This window comes from Acidobacteriota bacterium, assembly GCA_003225175.1.
In the GTDB taxonomy this organism is placed as follows: domain Bacteria; phylum Acidobacteriota; class Terriglobia; order Terriglobales; family Acidobacteriaceae; genus Gp1-AA112.
Genome location: QIBA01000032.1, coordinates 78,605 through 104,260, shown reverse-complemented (window position 1 = coordinate 104,260; position 25,656 = coordinate 78,605). Strand labels below are relative to the sequence as shown.

The following is a 25,656-nucleotide window of genomic DNA, read 5'->3' as shown; positions in this document are numbered from 1 at the left end:
GCGGGTGGCGTTTGTGATGAAGGGCGGAATGGTTTATAAGGACACGGCGCACAATCAAAGTACGTGATCCCAGTCGCCGGAAGTGAACGCCGAGGGCGCGGCATTCTCGTAGCCCATCGGCGTGAGCCATGGGTTCAGCGTGCAAGAACATTGTCGGCTCTTAGGACGCCAGCCCGAAGTCCATGGACCAAAACGGAAGAGGAATGGCCCGCCTTCGGCGCTCGTGACCTAGGCTCCATTCACTTTGAGGGACTTCATCCTGTCTCTGGATTCCGCGCTGGCCCACGATGCTGCAGCTCTTGCTCAACCTTGTCCAGCCAACGAAGTTCCGTTTTGAACTGCTCGAGTATTAGCTTCAGCATCCAGACCGCCTCGTGATACGGGTGCCCCAATTCGCTTAGCACGGAGTGCAATACTTCTTTTTCGCGCATTAGCTCTGATTCCAGGAAATTTCTTCTGCGCTGGATCTGTCCTTCGAAGACCCCCGGGCGTGCCAGCCACGAGAGAGCGACCCAGGTGAGAAACGGGGGCCGTTCGCGCTGTGTGGTCCAGTCTTCGCGCTCAAGAGCGTCAGCGAGGGCGGCTCGTCCATCGGCGGTCGCGGCGAGGACGTTGCGCTCCGGACCCGCGGCGGGTTTCTTCGTTGCCTTCGTTCGCAGAAATCCCAAGCTCTGCAATTTGTCTAAGCTGTAGTACACCTGCGGTCTTGAGATTCCTGCCCAGTCCCGGATTTCGCGGCGTTCCAATTCGAGATTTGCTTCATAGCCATGCATCGGCCGTTCCGAGAACAGGCTCAGCACGACCAGGTCTGCAGTTGTGAGGTCCAGCTTGCGCTTACGCTTTGCCACGCCTCGCCTTCCGCTTGCGGCTCCAGTACCACCATACAGACTTTTCTGGCGCCAATCGTGGACTGCGCGCTTGCGCGACGGCGGCCTGAAAGACATCGAGGCAGCAAATGTCCTGTGTCTCTCCGGTCAACTCACATAGACGTCGGTACATCTTGCTCGGATTGGACTTGGCAAGCTGAGCAACGCTGCGGATTCCCAGCAGCTCGAAATCGCGCAGCGTCGCAGGACCAACGGAGATCAGGTCCTGCAAATTGCCCGCTCGTTTAAGGGATGAGATTTCAATTGACGCGGCCATACAGCTCCTGTACTGTTTTTGTAGTAGTCTAATTTAGACTAGGCGGGCAATGCAAGCTTCTCATCGGCTGCCCACGCCAGCTCGAGGCTTAGAAGCTCAGCAGCTTAGGAGCTCGCAACTATATGCACATCAAGAAACTCACGCCCGTGCTATACGTGGATGAGATTGAACCGTGCGCAGAATTCTGGACTGAGCGCTTCGGATTTCAGAAGACGGTGGAAGTGCCGGATGGGGATCGTCTTGGATTCGTAATCCTGCAAAAGGACAATTGCGAAGTTATGTATCAGAGCTTTGCCAGTGCAAGGAAGGATGCTCCCACGATCGCAGGTGAGATCGAAGGAGGCCGCGCATTCCTGTATATGGAAGTTGAGGAACTCGAACCGTTTATCGCAGCAACCAAGAACGCGAATGTCGTGCTTCCTGTGCGCACAACCTTCTACGGAGCCACCGAAATTGGAGTGAAGGATCCTGCAGGACATGTAGTCGTCTTTGCCGAGATCGCCGCCCAGCAACAGCACTGAACAAGTAGACGGAACCGGAGACGACGGCCCAGCGAAAGAGTTCGGACACGCTCGATGTCCGTGGGGATCAGCTCGTCCCCGCTAGTGCGTTGCAATGATTTCCCTTTCGTAATGCGCTGATACGTGGTTGCGTTCATCCGTCGCGCATTTTACCGCCATAATTGCTGGAGCATCATCTCCCCCAGGCGTGAATCCCGAAAAGGAACCTTAACCTATGTTGAAGCGGAATTGTGTGTTCGCACTCGTATTGCTGATGATTGGAGCTTCGGCGTCCTTCGCCCAATCCACGCCAGCGTCCTTGACGCTGCGTATGCCGGACCGGGGCTTCAGTTCTTACACGACGCTGTCGCAAAGCTATGACTCCTCCGCCAACTGGTCGAGCATTATTGATTCGACCGTCAGCTATAACTTCAACAAGGTTTTCGGCATCTCCCTGGGAGCGCCGTTCTATCTCGCTTACAATCAGCCGCTCTTCAATGGCACGACTACCACCACACAGACGGGTGGCACGACTACGCAATTCACTCCGAACTCCGGCTACAACGCGATCGGCGACATGCGCTTTGGGTTGAGATTCGCGACGCCGACTCCGGTAATCAAGTACGTGGTCACCGTAACGGGCACCGCGCCTACGGGTGATACATCGCTCGGGCTCAGCACTGGTCGTGCAACTGCCGATTTCAACAACCATGTGGAGTTCGACCTTGGGCATTTTTCTCCACTTCTCGATTTGGGAATTGCTAACTCTAATGCGCTCGTCAATATGGTGAAGCGTCCGTATACAACGCTGGGCGTGCTCTCGCACTACAAGGCGGGGCTCGGACTTCCGCTCGGCAAACGGTTAAATCTTGAGCTTGCAGGTTATGAGAATCTGCCGCTCGGACTGCAGAAGCTCTACAGCCAGGAATTCAATCGCGGAACGGGTTCTGTCTCCTCTAGTGGGAAAGGAAAGTCTGCGCCGATCTACGAGCAGGTTGCTGCGGCTATAGGAAATGGATTCACGGAAGATAACGGCTTTACTACTGGTCTGAACGCAGACCTCGGCCGTCGTATGGATCTCGGCTTCACCTACGATCGCAGCGCACGGCAAAAGCTGGATAGCTTTGCATTCAGTCTTGGCATTCGCATCGGCCACGCTCCGGCGCATTGATAAAATCGGGCGGCTAGCTCCGCGATGCACTGCAACTGCTGTTTGCCAAGGGCCCACTGACTATTCGCATCGCAACGCCACAATTGGATTCAGCAACGAGGCACGACGCGCGGGAACGAAGCTTGCTGCCACGGCAATCGCCGCAATGCCCAGCAACGGCATGATGACGCTGATGGGATCTCCTGGCTCTAAGCCGAAAAGCATGGCTTTCAGGAAGCGTGCGCCGGCTAACGCGATAGGCAGGCCTAGAAGCGTTCCCAAGAGACACAGCATGAGGCTTTCGCGAATGATCATCCACAGCACCTCGTGCTGTTGCGCGCCTACGGCCATGCGACGCCGATCTCAGGCGTGCGTCGCACGACTTTGTATGCCAGCGTCGCGTAGAGTCCGGTGGCTACGAGTACTACTGCAAGCACACCGAAGAAGATAGCTAGCCTGGCGAACAAACGGTCTTGAGATAGTGATTCTGCAAACTGCTCCTCCTGCAGTTTCGGTTCGAGGAGGGCGAGGTCGGGCGCGAACTCATTCACTGCCGACCGCACCGTCGGCAGGAGCGCGGCAGAATCTCCCGCTGTCCGAAGTTCAACCTGCATGGACATCGTTCCCGGCACTTGTGTGAACGGGAAATATGCCATGGGAATCATTTCTTCACGTACGCTTGTGTACTTGCTATCGGCAGCCACTCCCACGATTGTGTAGCGCTTCGAGTCGGGATTATGCCCGAATGACACAATGTGCCCAAGCGCGATCGAATCGGGAAGATAGCGCTTAGCGAAGGTCTGATTCACAACCACGACCTTGGGAGCTTCGGAAGTATCGGCATCGCTGATGTCGCGCCCGAGGTATAGGAACGGCGAGAGTGTGAAAGAAGTCGGAGCCGACGCTGTTCCATCGCATGCGTGACCCATCACTGACTTTCGGCTTTTGGCCGTCTACATAAACACTCGTGTTGCTGCTCCAGCCAACGCCAAGCCTCTGGCGCATGAGGGTCGCCGATTCCACTCCGGGTAGCGCCCGGATTCGTGCGATCAGCGCCTGAAAAAAGCCAATGCCTTCGGCATCGTTGTGTATCTGCTGCTGCGGCGTTAGTCCAAATACAAGCAATCCCGAAGGGCGAAGACCTAGGTTTAACGTTTCGAGGTTGTGCAGTGTCCGCACCAGCAGACCGGCTCCGACGAGCAGCACGAGGCACATAGACATCTGCAGGGCTACGACGAGCTGCGCGCTGCGATGAGATTTCCGGTCCTGGTAGGAGGTCGCGCTCGAGGTTTTCAAGGCCAGGCCGATCGGCACTCGCATGGCACTGCGGAACGGCACCAGACCGAAAATGAGCGCCACGACTACCGAGATTCCCAAAGTGAAAAGCAGTACTGTCGTATTCGGAGCGAGGCTGCGATCCAGCAGCGACCATCTGGCGAGGGCTCCGGTTGCCCAGATTGCGAACAGCCATCCCAAAGCGGCACCAGTGGCAACCAGCAAAAAGCTCTCCGCGAATAGTTGCAGGAATATGCGCGTGTCCGCCGCCAAGGGCCATGCGCAGGCTGAACTCTCGTTGTCGCGCTGCGTTTCGCGCAACCAGCAACATCGCGACATTTCCGCTGGCGATCACGAGCACTAGAACTACCATGCCCATCAGGATTCTTAAAGGCTGTTCGTATGTCTCGCGCATTCCTTCCATACCACGCGTGTCGCTGAGGGAGAGGGTTGGAGGTTTATCGTACCCTTCGAGATCGTCTGCGGAGAGCCCTTCATAAGCTGCTTGCCGGAAGATGGGATTCAGATACGCGGCTGCTTGTTCTTTACTGACTCCCGCCTGCAGCCGTCCAACTGTCAGCAGGAACCACCACTTTGCGCCGTAAAGATGGCTTCGTTGCCCCTTGCAGTCGACGTGCGTGAGACGCCCCAAGGCTTGACGTCGTCGCTGATCTGGAATGGGACCCAGACGTCGGTTGAGCTGCCGCGATGGAGTCCCACGAACCCTGGCGCAGCGATTCCTACGATGCTGAACGGCACTCCCTTAATAAAGAGAGTCTGGCCGAGCACAGCGGGACTGCGTCCGAAGCGCCGTGTCCAGAAGTCGTAGCTCAGGATGGCGATTTGAGCATGTTGTTTTTCGTCGGAAGGATCGAAGATTCGACCTCGGCCAGCCCTCACTCCCAATCCCGAAAAGAAATTACCGCTGACCATGTCGGCCTTAAGCTCTTCCGGCTCGGAACCAATGCGCGCGGGAACACCTCCGCTGGTGGAAAGAGGAACCCATGCCATTAGATCCGAGAAAATGCGCTTTTCGTTCCGCAGCGCTTCATAGACCTGCATGCGCATCGAGGTGTCGCCGTATCCGGTTTGTCCGCCGGGGAAAACTGAGGTGTGCAGATAGACAAGCTGCTGGGAATCGCGGACTGGAAGCGCGCGCAAAAGTACGGCATCCATCACGCTGAAGACGGCGGTGTTTGCTCCAATTCCAAGTGCCAGGGTGGCTATCACAACTGCGGTGAATCCCGGCGCCTTCCGCGGCTGTCGCAGAGAAAACCTTACAGCTTGCAGCACACTGTCAACTGTACTCCGCCTACTTATCCCCCCGCCATTACTGCGCTCTCATAACGCGCGCGGTTGATGTTTGTCGGCGCTTCCCACTGCAGCCGAAAAGTTAGATTCAAGTCCCACTGGACCGTCAACACTCGGATAGCCGCTTTGGAGCGAGGTTACGCCGGGGAATGGTAGACGGTTGCGAGGTCCATAAGTCTTTGGTCAGGTAGCGATGTGCTCGCCGCTATCTCTATGACCACTAACGGTCCATTCCGCAGGACAGGACTGTGGCCAAATGCGAATCCGCGGTCGGCTTTGGTAATGTTGATCGAATTCGTCCTGAATGGAATGCTTTCGCAATGCACAACATTGCAGATCAGCATCGCGATTCGATACGCGCTCCCCGCGTTATCGTTCCAAACAAGGAACGGGCGCTGGTTGCTCTTGGTGCCCAGCAAATGACAGGCATCCTGTGCAAGCTGTCCGCCACCGGAGGTACTGTGCGCTTAGGAAGGCCAGTGGCCAAGGGAACGATTGCCGATCTTACACTGGTGGCCGTATCCGGAAGAATCAGCAGCGCCGTCGAGTTCCTTGGACCCGCAGACCGAGGGACACCTCCTGCGCAAGCTTTCCGGTTCATCCACATGGGCCCTGCTGAGTGCCGGCGCCTCGAAAACGCCCTCTTGGAAATCCGCAAGCAGGGTTTCGGGGAGAAGCAGGATTGGAGATTCCACCCGCTAACGAGAACCGCCCTTCGCACAATGCGATCCATCACGCGCAAGCGCTCATGAACTAGGGGCCGCAAAGCTCTGGCGGCCCTCCCATTGTGGAATGCCTTACGTTCCACAGGGAGCTTCCTGGGTGGTTTTTACAAATTCGCCGCGATCAGTGTATCGTTGCGTGCGCCATTTCCACATCCCTCATTGTGGTGGTTCACATGACGATCCGTCGCCTGGCTGTTCTCTCCTTACTTCTTCTTACCGCACTCACTCAAAGCGGGATGTTCGGCTCCGCAATGCAAACCGCTGCACCGGCGGCGGAAGCCAGATCGGCGCCGGAGCAGTTAACGGCTGATACGCCGCGCGTCACCGCAGCCGGAGCGAGCTTCACGGTCCCTGCCGGCTGGTCGATCATGACGGGCAAGAATATAGTCATCCTTCAGCCTCCCGAGCCGGACACTCATATAGCGATCGTGGATACCCAGGCCACCGATGCGGCAGCTGCAGTCGCGGCCGCCTGGGGGGCGTACAAGCCAGATCACAAGTGGCCGGTCAAGGTCGTTACAGCGCGCCCACCACGCGAGGGGTGGGAGGACCGGCAGGTGTTTGACTACGAGACTTCTCCCAACGAACGCGCGGTTGTGCAGGCGATTGCGCTACGAGCGGGCAGCACATGGACGGCGGTGATCCTCGACGGAAGCGAACCAACTTTTGGAAAACGCGGCGCGCCAATTGGACTGATCATTCAGAGCCTACGTCCCAAGGGCTATCAACGTGAATCCTTCGCTGGACGTAAGGCTCATCCACTGGATGACGCAAAAATCGCTGAGATCAAAGCGTTCGTGGAAGATTCAATGAAGACGTTGGGAATCCCTGGCGCGTCTCTGGCGCTGATCGAGGGCGGCAAGATCGTCTATCAGGGTGGCCTCGGAGTGCGTGAGCTGGGAAAGCCCGAGCGCGTGGATGAGAACACGCTCTTCATGGCGGCTTCGAATACGAAAGGCATGACCACACTGCTGCTTTCAGAGCTCGTGGATGAGAAAAAGCTACGATGGGATGAGCCTGTCATTGACGTTTATCCGAGCTTCAAACTTGGCAATCCAGAGACGACCAGGAAGGTACTTGTCAAGAATTTGATCTGTGCTTGCACTGGAATGCCGCGGCAGGATCTGGAATGGATCTTCGAATTCAAGCAAGCCACGCCGGAGTCGTCACTTGCTCTGCTCGGCACCATGCAACCCACTACCAAATATGGCGAGGTATTTCAGTACAGCAATCTAATGGCATCGGCCGCCGGGTACATTGGCGCGCATATTGTGTATCCCAATATGGAACTCGGGGCTGCGTACGACGCTGCCATGCAGAAAGCGATCTTCGATCCTTTGGGGATGAAATCGACGACGTTCGATATGGCGAAGGCGCTGAAAGGCAATCATGCCAGTCCGCACGGCGATGATGTCGACGGAAAGCCGGCGGTCGCCGATATCGCATTCGATTATTCCGTAATGCCGCACCGTCCGGCGGGCGGAGTCTGGACCTCGGCTGCTGATCTGATTCGCTACGTCCAACTGGAGCTCTCTCTCGGAAAGCTGCCGAATGGCAAGCAGCTCGTCTCGGCGGAAAATCTGCTGGCACGGCGCGCGCGCCAGGTCGATGTGGGTGAAGATCATTATTACGGGATGGGCTTGATGGTCGACAGCAAATACGGCGTCCCCATCGTTCATCATGGCGGCAGCATGGCCGGTTACAAGAGCGATATCGATTTCCTGCCTGATTCTGGAGTAGGAGCTGTGCTGCTCACAAATTCCGATAACGGCGGAATGATGCTAGGTCCTTTCAGAAGGCGGCTGCTCGAAGTCCTCTTCGATGGCAAGCCCGAAGCGGTAGGAGACGTCAAAGCACAGGCGGCGCGATACAGGGCAGTTCTCGCGAAAGAACGTGAACGACTTGTGGTGCCGGCAGATGCATCGCTCGTCTCCCAACTGGCGATGAAGTATTACAGCAAGGACCTTGGCGAAATCGCCGTTTCAGCCAAGGGCGGCAAAACTACTTTCGACTTTGGCGAGTGGAAGAGCACGATTGCAACGCGGAAAAATGATGATGGAACGATATCGTTCATCACTATTGATCCAACAAATGACGGCTTTGAATTCGTGAAAGCGGAGAAGAATGGCAAGCGCGCGCTGATCATCCGAGACGGGCAGCATGAGTACACGTTCACGGAAGCGTCGCTGACCGTGTCTTCGAAATGAAGATTAGACGGACTCGCGAGCCTCTTTGAATTGGTTAAAACTGATCCGATTGCCGAATGGATCAGTCACGTGCATCGCGCGTGCGCCATAGAACTCGTCCTGCACTCCGGGGCAGAGATATGGATACCCTTTTGCAGTGACTTCGGCGTGGAATTCGTCGACTCCGGTCATCTCCACGTGAATATGCACGCCAGGCGAGCCATCGCCATGGTGCTCGCTGAGATGCAGCTGTAATCCCGCGCGTGAGACTTGCATGTACACCGGCATGCCAGGCTCGAACGTGTGCTCCCAGTCGACGGAAAACCCAAGAAAGCCACGGTAAAATTCTTTCGCCTTTTCGACGGAGAAGATGCGCAGAATTGGAACTGTACGGATGAAAGTGATAGCTGTCTTTGCGTCTGTTGGCAATGGGCTCATGATTGCTGCCTCTTTACGACAGAAAAATCATGCTTATCTGTAATAGGTTGAACTCTTCCACGTCAACCTGCGTATGAGGGAGAAGCACTTCCCTGCCTGGCTGTTCTGCTGCTCCCGTTAGGTGGGGGCTCGGCCCAGCTCGATTCTTGGCCTTGTGATACGGCAAGGAGTAATCATAGTGTGCGCTGGTCTCGTGCTTGGATTAATTTGCGCACTCGCCAGCGCCAAGCTCGTGGGCAAGTTCCTGGTAGTGAGCGGCTCCGATCCACTGATGTACTTTACGGTCTCGGCTGCGTTAACGCTGGTCGCGCTAGTCGCATGTTACCGGCGCGGCGGAGTGCCAGGGTGAATCCCATTATGGCTTTGCGCCACGAGTAGCAACAAGTCTATCGGTCTGGAGAGCGGCGGTGAAGGATGGACGACACTGCCAAAACCGCGGCTATGACGACGGCGACGCTCATTGCTGGCACACTCCTTGTCAGCATTTAGAGCGTATCCGGAGCCATGAGGGCCAACAAGATTACCCGCGCAAATTCACCGATTACTCGCGTTACCCGGAAACAACATTGCAATTAACAACTAACGGTAACGTGTTGATTCGGCTAGAGTGCTTTTGATTTCTGGCGCTCACATATCCGCTACTGCGGGCGGTTCTGAAATCGCGGCAATGGTGCAGGATGCCAATCGCTCGCCCATTTTGACGGGGTTTGGCCCATTTCGAACTCGAGGTTACCTCCATGTTGAATGTCCTCAAAATGGAGCATCGGTATCGTCAGGGGCTTTCCATTGAGCTTCGCCGACTGGATATATAGGCTTTGCGGCGAATTGCCATGCGCCGTGATTACGAAGGTTTTCCCTCCGGGCAGACTCAGCGCAACCTTCTGAAACAGCGGGCTTCCGATCATATACTCGCCGGAGACTGGATTTAGCGGGTAAAAGCCCATCGTAGTAAAGATGTACCAGGCCGACATCTGACCGCAATCTTCGTTCCCCAAAATTCCAACCGGCGTATTCGAATACGCTTGAGCGGCAATTTCACGGACTTTGGCCTGCGTCTTCCAAGGCTGTCCGCTGAAGTCATACAGGTATCCGTAGTGATGACTGGGCTCGTTGTCGTGCTTGTTGTGGCCGGCGGCGAAATGCTCGTCCAGCTTGCGATTGAAGACTTCCGGACTTCCCATGAGCTTCATCAGTCCGGGAACATCGTGCATTGGCGACCAGGTGTAGACCCACGTATCGCCTTCAGTCCAGCCCACTCCAGGATCGGCCCAGCTACCGTCGGAATTACGGGCCTGCATGAATCCTGTTTTGGTATTAAATAGCAGCTCGTAATTATGCGAGCGATTCATGAAGAACTCATAATCGCTCTGCTTGCCGAGTGCCTTGGCAATTTGTGCTACGGCGTAATCGTCGTAGGCGTCTTCCAGCGTTGAAGACGCCGCTTCGGCGGTCTTGTCGGCAGGCACGTAGCCCAAAGTCTTGGCGTAGCTGAGTCCGGCGCGAGCCTCGTACGGGGTGTGCTCCTCGCGATCGAGCCATTTGTGCTTGGTGTCGTCGTCGGGAGGCGTCATGGCGTCTTTGTAGGCTGCCTGGTACGCGAGGTTGTAATCGAATCCGCGGAAACCCTTGTTGATGGCTTCGGCGACCACTGCATCTGCATGCGTGCCAATCATGATGTTGGTGTAGGACGGATTGGGCCACTTCGGCATCCATCCGCCCTCTTGGTAGTCCTGGAGGAGTGCCTTCACCATATCAGGGACGCGCTCAGGGGCGAGGAGCGTGAGCAGGCTGTGCTCGGCCCGGAAGGTGTCCCAAATTGAAAAAGCAGTATATGAGACGCCGTTATGGACGCGATCGTCGAAAGCACTGTAGTACCGCCCATATTCGGAGAAGAGCCGCGGGTAAAGCAGCGCATGATAGAGGCTGGTATAAAACACTGTGCGCTGATCGTCGGTCGCTCCATCGATGGAAATCAGTCCGAGTTTTTGGTTCCAAATTTGTTTTAGCGCAGCGCGAATGCCTTCGAAATCCCAATTGGGAATCTCTTTCTGCAGATTGGCATGCGCCTGCTCAATGCTGATGAAGGACGTTCCGACCCGCACCTCAACAACTTTCTCCTCTCTAGCGCGGAACGTCGCATAAGCACCGACGTTGCTCCCTGAGACGGAAATGCGATCTCCGCGCACGTCGGAGCCGTGGTATGTGCCGCTCTCCGTCCACGAATCGCGGAATTGCACTACGAAGTACCCCTTGAAGTTCGGAAGCGCGAAGGGACCGAGGTGAGCGTCCATGCGATGAGGATTAAAACCGCTGATCTCTTTGCGATCGATGCTTACTTCGACCGAACCGGCGATGTTCGGCCGAGTCGCCTCCACTAAAACGCTGCCGCGAGTATCGGCAGGGAAGGTAAATCGGAGATAGCCGCAGTGATCAGTAGCGGTTAATTCGGCGTGGATTTTCCGCGACTGCCCGGCATCCAGCACTACGGAGTAGTAGTACGGAGTGGTGCGCTCATCGTCGCGGCTGAACTTCAGCTTGCGTTGTTCAGGAGTCGTCTTGATGTCATCCACTTCCGGCACAATGGTTACGTAGCCGAAGTCTCCCATCCAGATCGCGGGCTGGTGTGTGCCGATGAATCCCGAAATGGTCGTATCGTCGTAATGGTATGAGGTGACGCTGATCTTGTTTTGCCGAGTCTGCGGCGTCCAATTCGTCATGCCAAACGGCGTAGTGACCAGCGGCATGGTTCCACCATAGTCGCTTCCCGCGCCCGCAGCGCCGATGTATGGGTTCACCCAGTCGACCGCGCTCGTGCGCGTCGGAGGTGAAGCGGCTTCGTTTGTTTGTGCGAAAGTGAAGGTCGAGAGAAGCGAGCAGATGACTACGAGGAATGCTGGAATCGAATGTGAAGAGTGGCGATGAAGATTATTCAATTTTTGCCTGTGACAGTCAGAAGATTCGGCCTGTCAGGATAGCAAAATTGAATACAGCGTCGTGGGGGCTTCCTTTGACGCTGTCATCCCGGGCCGCCGCGACGCGGTATACCGCTCTGAGAATCGGCTGTTGCGGCGCGGGAATCTATGTTTCATAGCGTCAAGAAACAGCAGATCCCCCGGGCCGCTTTGCTTCGTGGGCAGATACACATTTTCGCACCGGCCCGAGGCATGGCAGTGTCCAGAGGAATGGCGTGATGATGGAGTCACGCAACCCCTCCGGGAGTGGCAGCACCCTGAGTCTTCTCCAGTGTTCGATAGTAGTTAATTAAGTCCGTGCTCTCAGGTGGTTTGGCGCCGACCTGGCGCAGCATGGTCGTCACTTGTCCGCGATGATAACTGGCGTGATTTACCACGTGCCGAAGCATCTGCTCGAACGAAGACAAATGCAGTTCCCCTTTGAGGGATCTGTACTCCAGCCGTGTCTCGAGTCGCTCAGCGCCCAGCTCCTGAAAAAAGACGCGCACAGCGGATTCCAACTCGCGCCAGGCAGAACGCAGCGCCGCGACATCTCCAAAAGAGTCACTTCTAGGCATTCCCTGCGGACTTCCACGCCAGCGGGAGTACCAGACCATTTCGGCGCCCATGATGTGCACCACGGTATCGCGAATCGATTTGAAGCTGCTTTCCATCGGCTCGGCGAATTGCTCAGGCGAGAGCGAATCGAGGGCAGCGAGCATGCGATCGCGCGCCCAGTAGTGATAATCGAGGAGAGAGTTGGTTTCGTCGTTGGTCACGGATTCCTCTTTGATTCAATCCTGCGTAATAATTTTATCTACCTTGTGAACGGAGCAAAATGGTCGCGAGCAACATAATGAGTTGATTTGATTCGAAGTTCCAAGAATGAGGATCGTTCAATTGTCATCCGGTGCTATGAGTTCGACAAGATGCTAGTTTCTTTGCAGGAAGCTCTCCATTACGTTCCCCGAGAACGCGCCAAGAGTGGATGGTAGTTCTTCGTGATCCTAATGGCCGGAGACCTAACTTGTCTTTGAAGCACGATCGTGAAAGGGGCTCAGGCAAAAGGAGCAGCTTTCATCACGATCTCTCTACACAGAGAGAGCAGAGAGGTCAAGGTGGAGCGGCTGGTAAAGGCCGGCGCCACTCGCTATCCGTGTAGATATAGAAAAAACCGATGACTTGTTGCGCTTGAAGATCCGAGTGGGAATCTCTTTTGCGTAATCCAGGTTGCCCAAGCTTGACTGAAAACGCATGCGGTAGAACGCAGCAATGCTGCAGCATGCTGCGTCTCTACCTTGCTGTTTATGGCGTCGACAGCTATCGAGGGCGGTATAAAGCCTGCAACGCGCTTCTGTAGGTTCGCCCACAGGGCAGTTCCTTGCCGTCTCGAAGGCACACTATAAATTCTCCGCTGTTGCAGGATTGCAGCTGTCGAATTCGGCTGACGTTCACGATATAAGAGCGATGAATACGGATGAAGCGGGAGCTGTCGAGCTGTGCGGCTATCTTACTGATCGGTTTGCGAAACAGGTATGACTCTTTTCCGTTCACATGGAGTCGAACGTAATTTGCATCCGCTTCGATCCAGTCAATCTCGTCCATGCGAATGAAGATTACGCGGCCGCCAGATTTGATGATCAGCCGAGAGTCTGACGGCCGGTTATTTTCCGGAAAGGCCGTACTCACCGCATTGCCCATCCACATCGATCACCTACTCCCATTACACCTGTCTGAGTCAAGATAGACCGAATCAACCAACAGGACTGGACGTTTGCGGACGTGTCTCCCTGCGGTTCAATTGCGGCTAAGGAGGCTGGTCCGAAAACGTCCATCCTGCTCCCAACGTTCCACTATGATGGCATTACGAGAATGGCACTCGATTGGCAGGCATGCTCGCAGGCGCGGCTCTCACGTGATGCACGCTTCGACGGCAAATTCTTCATTGCCGTCCTGACAAGCGGGGTGTATTGCCGTTCGATTTGTCCAGCACCCACAGCCAAGGAAAAGAACGTTCGCTATTTCCCCACTGCGGCCGCGGCCGCCGAAGCAGGCTTCCGTCCGTGCTTGCGCTGCAGCCCCGAGTGCTCGCCTGGAACGCCGGCGTGGCTGGGAACTTCCAACACCGTTTCGAGAGCCCTACGCCTGATTGATGAGAGCGGACTCGAAGATGGAGGCATCGAGGCGCTTGCCGGCAGACTGGGAGTCGGAGCGCGCCATCTTCGCCGACTATTCCTGCAGCACCTTGGAGCAACCCCGAGCGCCGTAGCTCGCACACGCCGATTGCACTTCGCCAAAAAACTGATCGACGAGACTAGGCTTGCGATGAATCAAGTCGCGCTGGCCTCAGGATTTGGTTCGGTGCGCCGATTCAATGCCGGCATCCGCGATGTTTACAAGAGAACGCCGAAGAAGATTCGCCAGCTTGCCCGCCAGAAAAGCATCGAGCCCGAGAATTACTATCTCTTCCGCCTCCGCTTTCGTCCGCCGTATCACTGGCAAAGCATGCTGACGTTTCTTGAAGCTCGAGCAACGCCCGGAGTTGAAGCCGTGGACTCCGGAATTTACCGCCGCTCCATTGCTGTAAATGGGAATCACGGCTACTTCGAGATTTCTCTCGACAAGAGCACGCACACCCTTGTAGCCCGGATTCAATTCGGCGATCCTCGAGCGCTGTTCTTCATTGTCGAGCGGATACGAGCAATGTTCGATGTGAATGCTGACTGGTCAACTATCGCGTCCGCTTTGCGTGCCGACGGAGCGCTGGCCAGGAGGATCGATGCAGCTCCAGGAATGCGCGTGCCCGGATGCTGGAACGGATTCGAACTGGCCGTCCGTGCCGTTTTGAGACAGCAGATCACGGTCAAAGGAGCTGCAGCACTCGCAGGGCGCCTCGCCAGATCCTTCGGATATTCCTTCTCCACACCTGCCGGTCTCACCCACATCTTTCCCGGACCTGAGGTGCTGGCCGATGCCAACCTCGCCAGCATCGGACTACCCAAAGCACGAGCCGGAACAATCCGCGCTATCGCACGGGCGGTGTGCGACCGAACAATTAGCTTCGAAGGAATCGTGGATGTCGATGCCTTCCTGAGTGGCCTGCAGCAAATACCGGGAATCGTCGAGTGGACGGCACAATATATCGCCATGAGGGCGCTGAGAGAACCTGACGCCTTTCCTTCTGCTGATCTTGGTTTGCTTCGAGCGCTCGACACACGGTCTCCGAGAGAGCTGGAGCGCCGAGCCGAGGCATTGCGGCCCTGGCGCGCCTACGCTGCGATGTATCTCTGGATCATCCCGGCTCACCAGAAAGCATCTCGCAAAGAAAGAACTTCCCTCAAGCCGGCCTTTCAGCAGGAAGACGGGGAGCGGCATATCTATGAGCAAGTATAGCGGCGACCTCGATCCGGTGAGCGGTTGCGCCTGAGTGAATCTATTTACGGAATTTTCCAATCCCGAATCGGAACTGGATTGTGTTCAAGCCAGGATTGGGAACGGACAATCCGGCATTGGAAATGTGCAGATATTTAAGGGCCAAAGTGGCGTGTAGGCCGTGCTCCCCAAACGGAATGTGCACTCCCAGGCCCAGTTGTGGCGTGAAATTGACCGCGTTTGTGCCGAATGGGATATCGTGATTGGAGATGAGAACGCCGCCACCCAATTCGGCAAATGGGATAGCGCGCCCAGCATTCCGCCGGAAGTTGTATTTGACATCGAATGGAGTGAAGCTTATTGCGTAGGCGTTCTGGATGGGCTGACGCACAAAATAGATTGGGATTGCCTCGAGCTCGTACTGAAATGAGCCACGGCCGAGGTCAAAAAGCCCGAATCCCCAACGCGCGCCCGCGTTAAAGATGGTCGTATCTCCGCGTCCACCGGCTACGCTGTGTCCACCCTGAGCAAAGAATTCGATTTCGCGACTACCGCTAGTCACCTCCTGCGCCCAGAGATTTATACAGAACAATGCTAAGCACAGCAATAGCAGCTTTCGCATTCGCGGATTTCCTCGATTGTTGATTCAAAAATTGAATGTATCACGCTTGTCTTCGGGAGGAGGCGCGGATTCCATCCGTACCGGAAAGGGAAAACTCTTCTTGCTTCTCAGTCTGCGGCTTCAATCGCGGCTTAAACCGCTGAACGATGCCAGCCAATGTTGTTCTTTCCGGCACGCATGAATCCGTGCTCCCTGGGCAGAAATCCAGCTGTTTCGCATGCAGAAGGATTATCGATTACTTCGCAGGAACGGCGCGTCCGTACTCCGACGAGCGGCCTAATCGATCGAAATATTCGTAGGCGGCGAGCGCGATTTCGCTGATCGAACGTTGGCCGACGCGTTCATCGTGCAGATAAGTGGTCATAACGCAGAGAATGAATGGGCGATTGGGCACGAAGATGATGCCGGAATCGTTGCGTACGGCTTCGAGCTCGCCTGGTTTATTGGCGATGTTCAGATCGGCTGGAAGTAGTTTTGGAATACTGCTGTCCTTCGGCGTGGAGAGAACTTTGAAAAAGTCGGCAGTAAGTTCCTTATCGAACAGCTTATTGCGATAAATAGCATCGAACAGCGTCATCATTTCGCGCGGCGTGGAGACGTTTTCCCGGCCTTGGCGTGCCGCTGCAATGTCCATCATCTTGCGTTGTAAGTGAGTGTTCTTTAAGCCAATCGAGGCAAGCATGCGCTCGACGTTCGGCATTCCCAAGTGGTCGATCAGAACATTGGTAGCCGAATTGTCGCTGACAGCAACCATCATCGTCGCTAAGTCGCGATTTGTAATGCGGCTTACGCCGGGAGTAAGCCCTCCCATAATGAAACTATCAGGAACAAGGTCCTCGCTGCGAACCGTGTAAAGATCAGCGAGTCGGGCTACGCCGCTTTCACCGCGACGTCCGCGCTGTTCCTGGTCGTAGAGTTCGGCCAACACGGCAATCTTGATGGAACTGGCTTGTGGGAAGACATCGTCGCCGTGCAGTAGATATGTCTCACTGTTGGTCAGATCGCGAACAGCGACGCCCATAACGCCGTCCAGATTGCGATCCACGGCGGCGATCTTTTCTTGCAATTTGGTCCAGAGCGCCTGTTGTTTTTCTTTACTGGAAATTTGCGGGCAGCAATTTAAAGCAGACATCTGCGCCCAGGCGCACGAGCAGCCCAGCAAAAAGACGCAGATTATCTCCTTTAATCTCCGCGCGGAGGTATTCAACGGATCAACGAGTCCTGCGATCTGACCAACGAGTCGTCCTTAGGCACTTTCTCTGCGCGACATCGTTGCTACGTTCGTGTGCGGAGCTGAGTGGAACGCGTTGACAGCCTTGCGCTCATCATCGTAGCTTTCGAAGACTGTAATCAGCTTGGTGATCTGGAGTAAGTCTCCAACACGCTTTGTGAGATTGACCAGTTTAATATCGCCTCCGGCGTTGCGTGCCGTGGTGAACAGGCTCACCAGGGTACCGATGCCGCCGCTATCGATGTAACTAACTTCGCCAAGATTCAGAACAAGACGATTGTTTTCCGCCAGTTCCCGCTTAACCGTCTCTCGCAATTGACTTGCTTCGTCGCCGAAGACAATGCGCCCAACGCAGTCGATAACCTTCACACCGTCTACCGTGCGAGACGTGATTTTTAACGCCATAGTGCCCCCCCGGGAAATGTAGCCCGAAGCGTACTCCCAAGCGCTCCACTTTTCAAGCGGAGCTAGAGCGACATCTGGCGACAGGAACTGGTGAATACGGTCTCCTTGTTCGGCTCAATTTCAAATCGTCGAGCTTCAATCTGACAAGTGTTGCCGAAAAACTCAGTTCAACTTGCGATTCGTTGCTCCGGCAATAGAAATTTCAGCGTGACAAGAGCCGCGATGAGGGACTTGAGTTGCTGAATCTAAGAAAAAATTACATCGTTAACGCCATTAAGTGCCTTGTTTTCAACAAGGCTACATGGTATCGCGCTTGCATTCAAGCAGTTGAGAGCTCGCAAGCACGAGGCGCGAACCAAAGTAGGCAATTGGTCAGGAGAGACGTTTAATGAAGTTCCCCACTTCGATGGTTTTGGTGGCATTGCTGGCTGCGGTGACTGGATGCGGCAAGCAAATGAGCACGCCTGTAGCGCGTAGTGCCAACGATCAACCTTCGACGCAAGCACAAACCGCGCAGGCCGCTCCCTTTTCCGGTAAGAATGATTCTGCTGACGCCAGCAAGACGACAAGCAAATCGCTCGTTCCGCAGGAAGTAGTGATCCCTTCGGGAACAGCGATCACCGTGCGCCTGCAAAACGCGGTTTCGAGCGCGACCTCGAGCCCCGGAGATCAATTTGAGGCGGTTCTTGATCAACCTATTGTCGTTGATGGAGAGACCATCGCGCCAACCGGCGCGCAAGTCACCGGACGTGTGGTCGCTGCTCGGCGCTCTGGACGGCTGACCCATCCCGGATATCTGCGGATCGCGCTCGCATCCATGGACGTCAAGGGCAAAACGATTCTTCTGCAGAGTTCGAGCGTGATGGTAGCCGGGGCCGCACATAAAAAGCGGAACTTGGCGTGGATCGGAGGCGGAGCAGGTGGTGGCGCACTAATCGGGGCGATAGCTAGCGGCGGCACCGGCGCGCTTATCGGAAGCGCCATCGGCGCGGCTGGTGGAACAGGTGCCGCATACGCCACGGGCAAAAAGGATGTTGGATTCGGCCCCGAGCGTCGCCTGACGTTCAGGCTGACGCGGCCAATAACGATTGCCTGAGTTTTCTCCCTCTTGAGCCCGGATTGGCATTATCGCGATCTGGGTCCCTTTGTTTTTAGATACATCGGACTTGGCAATAGTAGAGACGTAGCATGCTACGTCTCGTCCGTGCGCTTGCGAGGGCCGAACAGTCCTAGCCTTTCCGAAGTACGTCGTGAAGATGCAGCATGCTGCGTCTCTACCTCTCAATCTTTATCCAAGTTGCTCGGGCTTTTGCACAAAGCTGACTGTCGGAGTCATAGAGTCCAGCTCCAGCATGATGCTTTCGGCCTTCGCTGCCGGTTGACCAACTCATGACCACGTACGGCCGTGCAGGATATACCGGCGCCACTTGCTCGACGGAAAGGCGGCCGGTTACCAGAGTTCCCTTCCAGGGAAATCCGGCAGCGAAGCCTGTCGGACAATCCATGGCCGCCCAGACAAACTCTGGTCGAACCACAACACCGCCGTTGGTCAACGACGAGTCAGGGATCCACACCGCAGCAAAAACACCATCGTTGCCGTCCGCCTCGGGCAGGCACCCCGGAAAAATTCGCAGACCATCTCCAGGCTTCCGCTCCGGACCGCATGTGAAGCAGGTTGGAAAAGGATGATTCTCAAATGCCAGAGAGGTCAACGAAGCACGCTGCGCCTGTTCGAGTGCCGGAGCACTGTGATCAGCGCCATCTATCTCCGTCCGCACAGCCTCAATGATCAACTCGGCGCCATCGAGCAATCGCGCGCTTCGATCTGAGATCTCGGTCTGCAAGTCGCGCTCGAGTGGAATTGGCTTTCGCAGAGTGCATTCACACGTTCCGGGTAAAAGGCAGGCTAGCATCCCCGCACTATATCCGCCATTGCCGCTGTCTGGTGGTCCACAAAATCGACGAGCAATTCTGATGGCTGGGGACATTTATCCGCAGAATAACAGGGATAAGGGGAGAATCGGGTGAAGCAAGACCAGCAACCTTGAGTGGGCGGAATAGATCGCCTTCCATACTGTGATCCCGAAACGAAGTGAGGGGATCTGCTGTCCTGGGCAATGCTGGGAAGGAAAGCAGATTCCTCGCGCCCAATACCAGGCGCTTCGGAATAACAATGTGTAGTTGCGATCAGCGTGGGTTTCGCTTCACCCGATCACCGATCTGCGAGAACCTCGGCGACACTCAACGTCCAAATCCCGCGGCTTCCATCTGTTCGCGTGCAGCGTCGGCCGTTGAGCCGATTCCCTGCACCTTCAGCTTGAAATCGTCTGGGTTGGTCGCGTTTTCGAGCGCAACCTCGTAGGTGACAAGCCCCTGCTGATACAGGTCGTAGAGTGACTGATCGAAGGTCTGCATGCCGTATTGTGAAGTGCCGGCCGCAAGGGCTTCGCGGATCATGCGCGTCTTTTCGGGAATGGTGATGCACTCACGGATGAACGCCGTCGAGAGCAGCACCTCGACTGCGGGAACTCGGCCATTGCCATCGGCCTTGCGGACGAGCCGTTGGCTGATTACGGCCTTAATGGTCGCCGACAGCTGCATGCGCACTTGCTTTTGTTCTGGTGGTGGGAAGACGGAGATGATGCGGTTAATGGTTTCCACAGCGTCCAACGTGTGCAAAGTCGAGAAAACCATGTGGCCGGTTTCGGCTGCATGAAGTGCGGTTGAGATTGTTTCCAAATCGCGCATTTCGCCGACCAGGATCACGTCGGGGTCCTGACGCAAGCTGGCGCGAAGCGCCGACGCAAATGATGGTGTATCCACTTCCACTTCGCGCTGATTTACGAATCCGCGTTTGTCGCGATGCAGGAATTCAATGGGGTCTTCGATGGTGATGATGTGCTCGGGCCGCAGGGAGTTCACGCGGTCGATCATCGCGGCCAGTGTCGTTGACTTGCCGGAACCTGTGACTCCGGTAACGAGCACGAGTCCACGGGCTTCGTCGCAAATCTTCTCGATGATCTTCGGCAGATATAGCTCGTCAAGCACGCGGATCTTTGTCGGAATCACGCGCAGTACTAGCCCCACATTGCCGCGCTGCTGGAACACGTTCACACGGAAACGTCCCAGACCGGCGACTCCGTACGCCATATCGAGTTCGGCGGTTTCTTTGAACTTCTGTTTCTGCCGGTTCGACATCATGCTGAAGGCCATGTTCAGCATGTCTTCGGCAGAGATACGTGGCTGGTCGGAAAGTGCGACCAGTTCGCCGTCAACACGAATGTGGGGAAAGTTTCCGACTTTTAGATGCAAGTCGGAAGCTTTGCGATCCATTGCTATACGAAGCAGATCATCGATATTCATCGTCTATCCTTGCCCTTGAAAACGCTGGAATTTTTCTCTCGCCGGCGCTGCTGGGGCAGTACTGCGGAGTTTCGCAGTTGTGAGCTTTGGCGAAAGGTAGCATGCTCCTATTGCATACACAATGAGGCTCGCTACTTAGTAGTTACTTTTGGTCACGTCCGCTGACTTGGAACATCAAATAGGCATCATGGAAAGCAACAGCAAACACGCGCGTCCTCATGTGGTGGTCATCGGCGGCGGTTTCGGCGGGCTCCAGGGTGCGCTGGGACTGGCCAGAGCGGATGTGGAGGTTACGCTTCTCGACCGCAAGAACCACCACACATTTCAGCCGCTGCTATATCAAGTAGCATTGGCTGCGCTGTCGCCCGCAGACATCGCTGCACCTATCCGCAGCGTAATGCGCGGAAAGAAGAATGTGGAAGTGCTGATCGGCAATGTCGTCGGCTTTGACCTCGAGCATCGCCGCATCCTTCTCGAGGAAGGCGATCGTGTTCCCTATGACTACGTTGTCATCGCCGCTGGCGCTACGCATTCCTATTTCGGGCGAGATGATTGGGCTCAGCTTGCGCCGGGCTTGAAGACGCTTGAAGATGCAACCGAGATCCGCCGCCGCGTTTTGCTGGCCTTCGAGCTCACAGAGCGCGAAACCCTGCTAAACAGGCAGCACTGCCCGCTGAATTTTGTTATCGTGGGCGCCGGTCCTACGGGAGTTGAACTGGCAGGGGCTATCGCGGAAATCTCAAGACATGTGCTCAGCCAGGACTTCAACGCCACGGATCCACGTCGCGCGCGAATCGTCCTACTCGAAGGTGGACCACGCGTCCTGCCAGCTTATGCGGAAGACCTTTCGACCAGCGCGCAAAGACAGCTTGAACAATTGGGCGTGGAAGTTCGAACCAACACGAAGGTAACGAACATTGAACCAGGGCTCGTTTGGGTTGGAAACGAAAAAATCGAGGCTGCCGTAGTCCTCTGGGCCGCAGGAGTAAAGGCCTCACCCTTGGGTCAAGCGCTTGGCGCTGAAACCGATCGGAGCGGCAGAGTCATGGTGAACGACCGGTTGAACATCGAAGGATACCCGGAGGTCTTTGTCATCGGCGACCTCGCGCATTTTGAACAAAATGGCTCGCCTATGCCAGGAGTCGCTCCGCTGGCCATCCAGATGGGCCAGTATGTTGCGAAAGAAATCCGACGCCGCGTTGAGGGCAAGCCGAGCCAACCGTTCAGCTATTGGGACAAAGGCAGCATGGCGACGATTGGCCGTACTAAGGGAATCGCCCAAATCGGGAAAATCCATCTCTCTGGCGTGCTTGCATGGTCGGCATGGCTGTTCATCCACCTCATTTATTTAATCGGCTATCGCAACCGCTTCTCTGTTCTGCTGAACTGGGGCTGGCAATATCTGAGCTGGCAGTCAGGCGCACGGCTCATCACAGGTAGCGACCAACTGCCGGGATGGCACTATCATCATGAGGCTGAAGACTCGGAGCAGAAAAAACAAGCAGCGGGATAGGCTTTGTCTGTACCTACGGCTCAGGCCAGATGTTCGGCAGAGTTCTAACTCTTTGAATCGCTCGTCTGATTTCACGATGTATTCTGTAACTCTGTAACGTAGTCGCAGTCTCCCAATTCCATCTCCAAGAAAGCTGCGATGAGCGAATCCAAACAGGAAATCTGGTTAATGCGCCACGGCGAAACCGAATGGTCGGCCTCAGGAGCGCACACCTCGCGTACTGACCTGCCTTTGCTTCCAAGCGGAATCAAACAGGCAGAGGAACTCAAAACAAAACTACATGGACGCAAATTCGCGCTCGTGCTCGTCAGTCCGATGCAACGCGCGCTGGAAACATGTCGCCTGGCTGGCTACGCGGGCCAGGCCGAGATTACTGATGATCTCAAAGAATGGGATTACGGCGAATATGAAGGCCGCAGTACTGCAGACATCCGCAAGGATCGTCCCAACTGGTCGCTGTGGCGCGACGGTGTAGTGAGAGGTGAGTCCGCGGATCAGGTCGGAATGCGCGTGAAGCGTGTCATCGATCGCTGCGTGCAAGTGAACGGTGACGTGGCCCTCTTCGCCCACGGTCACGTGCTGCGCATCTTGACGGCTGTTTGGCTTGATCTTCCGCCTGTCGATGGAAAATTCTTCGCACTAAATACGGCCACGATCAGCGTTCTCGGATGTGAACATGAGTACAAGGTGATCCGCCGCTGGAATTCCGCGAGTGTATGACGTTTATATGTAACTGCGATAACGATATCGGCGCCAATAGCCGCCGGGTGCGACCGACCTCGCGCAGGCGCCAAACGAACGGCAGCTCACGCAGCTCTTCCCTGCCTTCTCTGCAAATTGAGTAACACTTGAATTGCACCAGAAGACCGGGTACTGCCTATTCTCGTGTTCTCTCCGCTCAGTCCCGCCAGAAATACGTAAATTAATTGCTACTTATCCACAGAAAATATTACGAGTAACTATAGGATAAACACTGTGGCAACAGCGTTTTGGAGATCCATGATTATGCAGCAATTAGCTGGAATTAATGGTTATTAATAGGTTCACAATGGGATAAGAAGGATCGTAACTATTTAGTAATAAGCCATCAAAGTTTTACTTGCCATTTCCCAATCCTCACTCCTATATTGGCCGCCTCCACTTCATCGGTAACACGAAATATCGTTACTCGGCCCCCGAAAGATTGCTGTAATTAATTCTGAGGTGTGCAGGCAGCAATCGCACCTTCAAAAAAGCCTTCCGCGTGCTTCCTTTTTCGCATGCGTCAGTAAACGCCATTCGTTCTTGAATCTCTGAAGTTCCTATTGGCCAAGGAGCTCGCGCACCGCTTTGCCTAACCCACTTGGAAGGAGCTCACTCGTGAAATATCCCCTCAGAAGCCATCTGCGGATCATCGCCGTACTGGCCCTGCTATGTGTGACTGGCACGATGACATTCGTGCTGAGCCAGGGAGCCTCGCAAGCACCCACCGGCTTCAGCACGCCAACGCTTAACGAGAATCAAGGATCGCAAAGCTTCAGCAACGGCTTTCCCGAAAGCGTAGGCAGTATCTTCGCAGACGTCCAAGCAACGTTTGAAGAACAAGACGGAGTGGACACGGGCCTTGGCCCACTCTACAACGCGCAATCCTGCGTGAGTTGCCATCAGAATCCGGTGACTGGCGGAATCAGCCAGGTGACCGAACTGCGCGTTGGCCACAATGATGCATCCGGAAACTTTATAAGCCCGACGATCAGCATCAACGATGGACAGAACACGGTTCCGAATCGGTCGTTGGTAAATGACCGTGCGATCTGCGCGGAAGCGCAGGAACGCACTCCGGGGTCGGAGAATATCCGAACCTTCCGGACTTCACTGAACACTCTAGGCGATGGTTTCGTGGAAGCCATCGATAGCAACACGCTGTTCGCGATTGCGAACAACCAGCCATCGCAAAGTGGCGGACGAATCGCCGGGGAGTTCATCCAGGTCGCGGTACTCGAGGCTCCCGGAAAGATTCGTGGCGGCCGCTTCGGATGGAAGAACCAGCATGCAAGTCTGCTGTCATTCTCAAGCGATGCCTATCTGAACGAACAAGGCATCACAAACCGCTTGAATCCTACTGACACCACCTCGGTCTGCAAGCTCACTGGTGATCCGGAGGATCTTGACAACGATATCGATCGCTTTGCGATCTTCATGCGCGGCACCAAAGCGCCGCCTGTGGACTCAGTATTGCTTGCGACCGGCGACGCGCAAGCTGGACAGCAGTTGTTCAGCGCTATCGGCTGCAACATCTGCCACCTCACGTCAATCACTACCGCTCCTGCGGGAACCGCAATCAACGGCGGCGCGTTCGTAGTGCCTGCCGCTTTGGGAAACAAGGTGATCCATCCCTACAGCGACTTCCTGCTGCATAACGTAGGGACGGGGGATGGAATCGTCCAGAACGGACCTGCCGATACCGCCAACAAGATGCGCACAGCTCCGCTTTGGGGCGTACGCACGCGCGATCGCTTGATGCACGATGGCGAATCACTCACGCGTAACGAGGCAATCCTTCGTCACGCGGGAGAAGCAACCTTCGTCATCAATAATTATCGGAACCTGACCACAACTCAGAAGAACCAACTAATCACGTTCCTGAACTCGCTCTAGAGTGGAAGAGCTTAGGCAGGCGGAGGCAAAAATCTCCGCCTGCTGACAATTCCTGAGGCCCAGAATGAAAATCTCTCATTTGGCTATTATTGCGATCACAGTTCTGTTTTGGTCCTGCTCAAAACGTGCTCCTGCTTCGTTCGAGAAGCCGGTTATTCGTCAGTCGAATGCTGACTCGCAGCCAGCAGCGTCCATTCCTATCAATTCTTCGCCTGCTACAGCTTCAGAGGTAAACGCGGCGTTGCATCGGATCTTTGCCGATTCCGTCCACGCCAGTTGTCAGGAACATTCATTCACCACTGGTGATTTCAATGGGGACGGATCACCGGATCTAGCCGCACTCGTTCTTCCCAACTATTCCAAGCTCAAGATAGTTAACGATCCGCTTGCCAATTGGACGATTCAGGACGCGAGGCAAGCCTTCGTGGCACCTGCAGACCAACGAGTCGTGTTCCTGCCCCCAAAACCGAAACCTCAGTCGACGCATTCCAAAGAATTGTTGTTGGCTATTGTTCACGGATATGGTCCGAATGGTTGGCGCGATCCCAATGCACAACAGGCTTACCTTGTACGTCATCCAGGAACCGGCCCGATTGAGACCCGGCGTGCGCCTCAGCACGTAGAAGGAGCTCCCGTCTCTCTGGCACACTCTCAAATTATTTTTGAACCTACGAGGGTAGGGTTCCTGTTCTGGACAGGCTCGCAGTACGCGTGGAGGGCTGCCCCGCATATGCCGGTCGAGACAGCCGAGTCAATACCACCGCCGTAGAGAGAGGCTACTGCTTCTGTGGCATCGATCCGAACCATTTCCTGCGACCGGGATGTACAGATGTC

Annotated in this window: 26 protein-coding genes; 12 read left to right on the top strand and 14 right to left on the bottom strand. The window is 55.5% G+C overall.

The window, feature by feature from the left end; genetic code table 11:
• Positions 1 to 254: 254 nt before the first annotated feature.
• Together DMG62_04205 and DMG62_04200 are read right to left on the bottom strand one after the other, a co-directional pair.
• On the bottom strand, positions 255 to 944 hold the full coding sequence (locus DMG62_04205; GenBank protein PYY24215.1) for a hypothetical protein: 690 nt from the start codon (positions 942 to 944) through the stop codon (positions 255 to 257).
• A complete protein-coding gene (locus DMG62_04200; protein PYY24214.1) occupies positions 835 to 1,143 on the bottom strand; it encodes a hypothetical protein in 309 nt (102 codons plus the stop codon). The genes DMG62_04205 and DMG62_04200 overlap by 110 nt, the downstream gene beginning before the upstream one ends.
• 122 nt (positions 1,144 to 1,265) lie before the next feature.
• Between DMG62_04200 and DMG62_04195 the strand changes: the two genes are divergently transcribed.
• Positions 1,266 to 1,664 (top strand): hypothetical protein, encoded by a 399-nt coding sequence (locus DMG62_04195; GenBank protein PYY24213.1) that lies wholly within the window; start codon positions 1,266 to 1,268, stop codon positions 1,662 to 1,664.
• A gap of 214 nt (positions 1,665 to 1,878) precedes the next feature.
• Positions 1,879 to 2,814, top strand: coding sequence for a hypothetical protein (locus DMG62_04190; protein ID PYY24212.1), 936 nt, complete (start codon positions 1,879 to 1,881; stop codon positions 2,812 to 2,814).
• A gap of 60 nt (positions 2,815 to 2,874) precedes the next feature.
• Here the strand turns inward: DMG62_04190 and DMG62_04185 are convergent, their stop codons facing one another.
• Together DMG62_04185 and DMG62_04180 are read right to left on the bottom strand one after the other, a co-directional pair.
• Complete coding sequence (locus DMG62_04185) at positions 2,875 to 3,144, bottom strand: hypothetical protein (GenBank protein ID PYY24211.1); 270 nt, start codon at positions 3,142 to 3,144, stop codon at positions 2,875 to 2,877.
• On the bottom strand, positions 3,135 to 3,722 hold the full coding sequence (locus tag DMG62_04180) for a hypothetical protein (protein PYY24210.1): 588 nt from the start codon (positions 3,720 to 3,722) through the stop codon (positions 3,135 to 3,137). The genes DMG62_04185 and DMG62_04180 overlap by 10 nt, the downstream gene beginning before the upstream one ends.
• 389 nt (positions 3,723 to 4,111) lie before the next feature.
• On the opposite strand from DMG62_04180, the gene DMG62_04175 reads away from it, so the two are divergent.
• Entirely contained in the window at positions 4,112 to 4,432 is a 321-nt protein-coding gene (locus tag DMG62_04175) for a hypothetical protein (protein PYY24209.1), read from the top strand.
• Between the two features lie 212 nt (positions 4,433 to 4,644).
• Here DMG62_04175 and DMG62_04170 read toward each other — a convergent pair whose 3' ends face one another.
• The gene (locus tag DMG62_04170; GenBank protein ID PYY24208.1) at positions 4,645 to 5,388 is read right to left on the bottom strand and encodes a hypothetical protein; all 744 of its coding nucleotides are present in this window, start codon (positions 5,386 to 5,388) and stop codon (positions 4,645 to 4,647) included.
• A gap of 239 nt (positions 5,389 to 5,627) precedes the next feature.
• Between DMG62_04170 and DMG62_04165 the strand changes: the two genes are divergently transcribed.
• The gene (locus DMG62_04165; protein ID PYY24207.1) at positions 5,628 to 6,131 is read left to right on the top strand and encodes a hypothetical protein; all 504 of its coding nucleotides are present in this window, start codon (positions 5,628 to 5,630) and stop codon (positions 6,129 to 6,131) included.
• A 356-nt stretch (positions 6,132 to 6,487) separates the two neighbouring features.
• Entirely contained in the window at positions 6,488 to 8,311 is a 1,824-nt protein-coding gene (locus tag DMG62_04160; protein ID PYY24324.1) for a serine hydrolase, read from the top strand.
• A gap of 3 nt (positions 8,312 to 8,314) precedes the next feature.
• Here the strand turns inward: DMG62_04160 and DMG62_04155 are convergent, their stop codons facing one another.
• On the bottom strand, positions 8,315 to 8,728 hold the full coding sequence (locus tag DMG62_04155) for a glyoxalase/bleomycin resistance/extradiol dioxygenase family protein (GenBank protein PYY24206.1): 414 nt from the start codon (positions 8,726 to 8,728) through the stop codon (positions 8,315 to 8,317).
• 121 nt (positions 8,729 to 8,849) lie between these two features.
• Here DMG62_04155 and DMG62_04150 point away from each other — a divergent pair, with 121 nt between their 5' ends.
• Positions 8,850 to 9,077, top strand: a complete 228-nt coding sequence (locus DMG62_04150; GenBank protein PYY24205.1) for a hypothetical protein — start codon at positions 8,850 to 8,852, stop codon at positions 9,075 to 9,077.
• 289 nt (positions 9,078 to 9,366) lie between these two features.
• On the opposite strand, the gene DMG62_04145 is transcribed toward DMG62_04150, so the two are convergent.
• The 3 genes from DMG62_04145 to DMG62_04135 all read right to left on the bottom strand — a co-directional run bounded on the left by DMG62_04145 (position 9,367) and on the right by DMG62_04135 (position 13,386).
• The gene (locus DMG62_04145) at positions 9,367 to 11,628 is read right to left on the bottom strand and encodes a glycoside hydrolase family 92 protein (protein PYY24323.1); all 2,262 of its coding nucleotides are present in this window, start codon (positions 11,626 to 11,628) and stop codon (positions 9,367 to 9,369) included.
• Positions 11,629 to 11,927: 299 nt separating this feature from the next.
• Positions 11,928 to 12,458, bottom strand: a complete 531-nt coding sequence (locus tag DMG62_04140; protein PYY24204.1) for a damage-inducible protein DinB — start codon at positions 12,456 to 12,458, stop codon at positions 11,928 to 11,930.
• Between the two features lie 541 nt (positions 12,459 to 12,999).
• Positions 13,000 to 13,386 (bottom strand): LytR family transcriptional regulator, encoded by a 387-nt coding sequence (locus DMG62_04135; GenBank protein PYY24203.1) that lies wholly within the window; start codon positions 13,384 to 13,386, stop codon positions 13,000 to 13,002.
• A 165-nt stretch (positions 13,387 to 13,551) separates the two neighbouring features.
• On the opposite strand from DMG62_04135, the gene DMG62_04130 reads away from it, so the two are divergent.
• Complete coding sequence (locus DMG62_04130) at positions 13,552 to 15,072, top strand: 3-methyladenine DNA glycosylase 2 (protein PYY24202.1); 1,521 nt, start codon at positions 13,552 to 13,554, stop codon at positions 15,070 to 15,072.
• A gap of 40 nt (positions 15,073 to 15,112) precedes the next feature.
• On the opposite strand, the gene DMG62_04125 is transcribed toward DMG62_04130, so the two are convergent.
• The 3 genes from DMG62_04125 to DMG62_04115 all read right to left on the bottom strand — a co-directional run bounded on the left by DMG62_04125 (position 15,113) and on the right by DMG62_04115 (position 17,309).
• The gene (locus DMG62_04125) at positions 15,113 to 15,673 is read right to left on the bottom strand and encodes a hypothetical protein (GenBank protein PYY24201.1); all 561 of its coding nucleotides are present in this window, start codon (positions 15,671 to 15,673) and stop codon (positions 15,113 to 15,115) included.
• Between the two features lie 235 nt (positions 15,674 to 15,908).
• Entirely contained in the window at positions 15,909 to 16,805 is an 897-nt protein-coding gene (locus DMG62_04120; GenBank protein ID PYY24322.1) for a serine hydrolase, read from the bottom strand.
• A 114-nt stretch (positions 16,806 to 16,919) separates the two neighbouring features.
• On the bottom strand, positions 16,920 to 17,309 hold the full coding sequence (locus DMG62_04115; GenBank protein PYY24200.1) for an anti-sigma factor antagonist: 390 nt from the start codon (positions 17,307 to 17,309) through the stop codon (positions 16,920 to 16,922).
• A 388-nt stretch (positions 17,310 to 17,697) separates the two neighbouring features.
• Here DMG62_04115 and DMG62_04110 point away from each other — a divergent pair, with 388 nt between their 5' ends.
• Positions 17,698 to 18,405: a hypothetical protein gene (locus DMG62_04110; GenBank protein ID PYY24199.1), complete on the top strand. Its 708-nt coding sequence runs from the start codon at positions 17,698 to 17,700 to the stop codon at positions 18,403 to 18,405.
• A 178-nt stretch (positions 18,406 to 18,583) separates the two neighbouring features.
• Here DMG62_04110 and DMG62_04105 read toward each other — a convergent pair whose 3' ends face one another.
• Both DMG62_04105 and DMG62_04100 read right to left on the bottom strand, forming a co-directional pair.
• Positions 18,584 to 19,222 carry a hypothetical protein gene (locus DMG62_04105; protein ID PYY24198.1) on the bottom strand — a complete coding sequence of 213 codons (639 nt, stop codon included), beginning with the start codon at positions 19,220 to 19,222 and terminating at the stop codon, positions 18,584 to 18,586.
• A 328-nt stretch (positions 19,223 to 19,550) separates the two neighbouring features.
• Positions 19,551 to 20,672 carry a type IV pili twitching motility protein PilT gene (locus DMG62_04100; protein PYY24197.1) on the bottom strand — a complete coding sequence of 374 codons (1,122 nt, stop codon included), beginning with the start codon at positions 20,670 to 20,672 and terminating at the stop codon, positions 19,551 to 19,553.
• A 187-nt stretch (positions 20,673 to 20,859) separates the two neighbouring features.
• Here DMG62_04100 and DMG62_04095 point away from each other — a divergent pair, with 187 nt between their 5' ends.
• The 4 genes from DMG62_04095 (at position 20,860) to DMG62_04080 (ending at position 25,591) form a co-directional block, all read left to right on the top strand.
• On the top strand, positions 20,860 to 22,185 hold the full coding sequence (locus tag DMG62_04095; protein ID PYY24196.1) for an FAD-dependent oxidoreductase: 1,326 nt from the start codon (positions 20,860 to 20,862) through the stop codon (positions 22,183 to 22,185).
• Between the two features lie 138 nt (positions 22,186 to 22,323).
• Positions 22,324 to 22,905, top strand: a complete 582-nt coding sequence (locus DMG62_04090; GenBank protein ID PYY24195.1) for a histidine phosphatase family protein — start codon at positions 22,324 to 22,326, stop codon at positions 22,903 to 22,905.
• Positions 22,906 to 23,544: 639 nt separating this feature from the next.
• On the top strand, positions 23,545 to 24,822 hold the full coding sequence (locus DMG62_04085) for a hypothetical protein (GenBank protein ID PYY24194.1): 1,278 nt from the start codon (positions 23,545 to 23,547) through the stop codon (positions 24,820 to 24,822).
• 64 nt (positions 24,823 to 24,886) lie between these two features.
• Positions 24,887 to 25,591: a hypothetical protein gene (locus tag DMG62_04080; GenBank protein PYY24193.1), complete on the top strand. Its 705-nt coding sequence runs from the start codon at positions 24,887 to 24,889 to the stop codon at positions 25,589 to 25,591.
• The last annotated feature ends 65 nt before the right edge of the window (positions 25,592 to 25,656 follow it).

Excerpts from the sequence above, each read along its gene's own strand:
- DMG62_04205 (PYY24215.1), bottom strand. The coding sequence starts at position 944 with ATGTCTTTCAGGCCGCCGTCGCGCAAGCGCGCAGTCCACGATTGGCGC.
- DMG62_04200 (PYY24214.1), bottom strand. The coding sequence starts at position 1,143 with ATGGCCGCGTCAATTGAAATCTCATCCCTTAAACGAGCGGGCAATTTG.
- DMG62_04195 (PYY24213.1), top strand. The coding sequence starts at position 1,266 with ATGCACATCAAGAAACTCACGCCCGTGCTATACGTGGATGAGATTGAA.
- DMG62_04190 (PYY24212.1), top strand. The coding sequence starts at position 1,879 with ATGTTGAAGCGGAATTGTGTGTTCGCACTCGTATTGCTGATGATTGGA.
- DMG62_04185 (PYY24211.1), bottom strand. The coding sequence starts at position 3,144 with ATGGCCGTAGGCGCGCAACAGCACGAGGTGCTGTGGATGATCATTCGC.
- DMG62_04180 (PYY24210.1), bottom strand. The coding sequence starts at position 3,722 with ATGGGTCACGCATGCGATGGAACAGCGTCGGCTCCGACTTCTTTCACA.
- DMG62_04175 (PYY24209.1), top strand. The coding sequence starts at position 4,112 with ATGGCACTGCGGAACGGCACCAGACCGAAAATGAGCGCCACGACTACC.
- DMG62_04155 (PYY24206.1), bottom strand. The coding sequence starts at position 8,728 with ATGAGCCCATTGCCAACAGACGCAAAGACAGCTATCACTTTCATCCGT.
- DMG62_04135 (PYY24203.1), bottom strand. The coding sequence starts at position 13,386 with ATGTGGATGGGCAATGCGGTGAGTACGGCCTTTCCGGAAAATAACCGG.
- DMG62_04130 (PYY24202.1), top strand. The coding sequence starts at position 13,552 with ATGGCACTCGATTGGCAGGCATGCTCGCAGGCGCGGCTCTCACGTGAT.
- DMG62_04125 (PYY24201.1), bottom strand. The coding sequence starts at position 15,673 with ATGCGAAAGCTGCTATTGCTGTGCTTAGCATTGTTCTGTATAAATCTC.
- DMG62_04120 (PYY24322.1), bottom strand. The coding sequence starts at position 16,805 with ATGTCTGCTTTAAATTGCTGCCCGCAAATTTCCAGTAAAGAAAAACAA.
- DMG62_04115 (PYY24200.1), bottom strand. The coding sequence starts at position 17,309 with ATGGCGTTAAAAATCACGTCTCGCACGGTAGACGGTGTGAAGGTTATC.
- DMG62_04110 (PYY24199.1), top strand. The coding sequence starts at position 17,698 with ATGAAGTTCCCCACTTCGATGGTTTTGGTGGCATTGCTGGCTGCGGTG.
- DMG62_04105 (PYY24198.1), bottom strand. The coding sequence starts at position 19,222 with ATGCTAGCCTGCCTTTTACCCGGAACGTGTGAATGCACTCTGCGAAAG.
- DMG62_04100 (PYY24197.1), bottom strand. The coding sequence starts at position 20,672 with ATGAATATCGATGATCTGCTTCGTATAGCAATGGATCGCAAAGCTTCC.
- DMG62_04095 (PYY24196.1), top strand. The coding sequence starts at position 20,860 with ATGGAAAGCAACAGCAAACACGCGCGTCCTCATGTGGTGGTCATCGGC.
- DMG62_04090 (PYY24195.1), top strand. The coding sequence starts at position 22,324 with ATGAGCGAATCCAAACAGGAAATCTGGTTAATGCGCCACGGCGAAACC.
- DMG62_04080 (PYY24193.1), top strand. The coding sequence starts at position 24,887 with ATGAAAATCTCTCATTTGGCTATTATTGCGATCACAGTTCTGTTTTGG.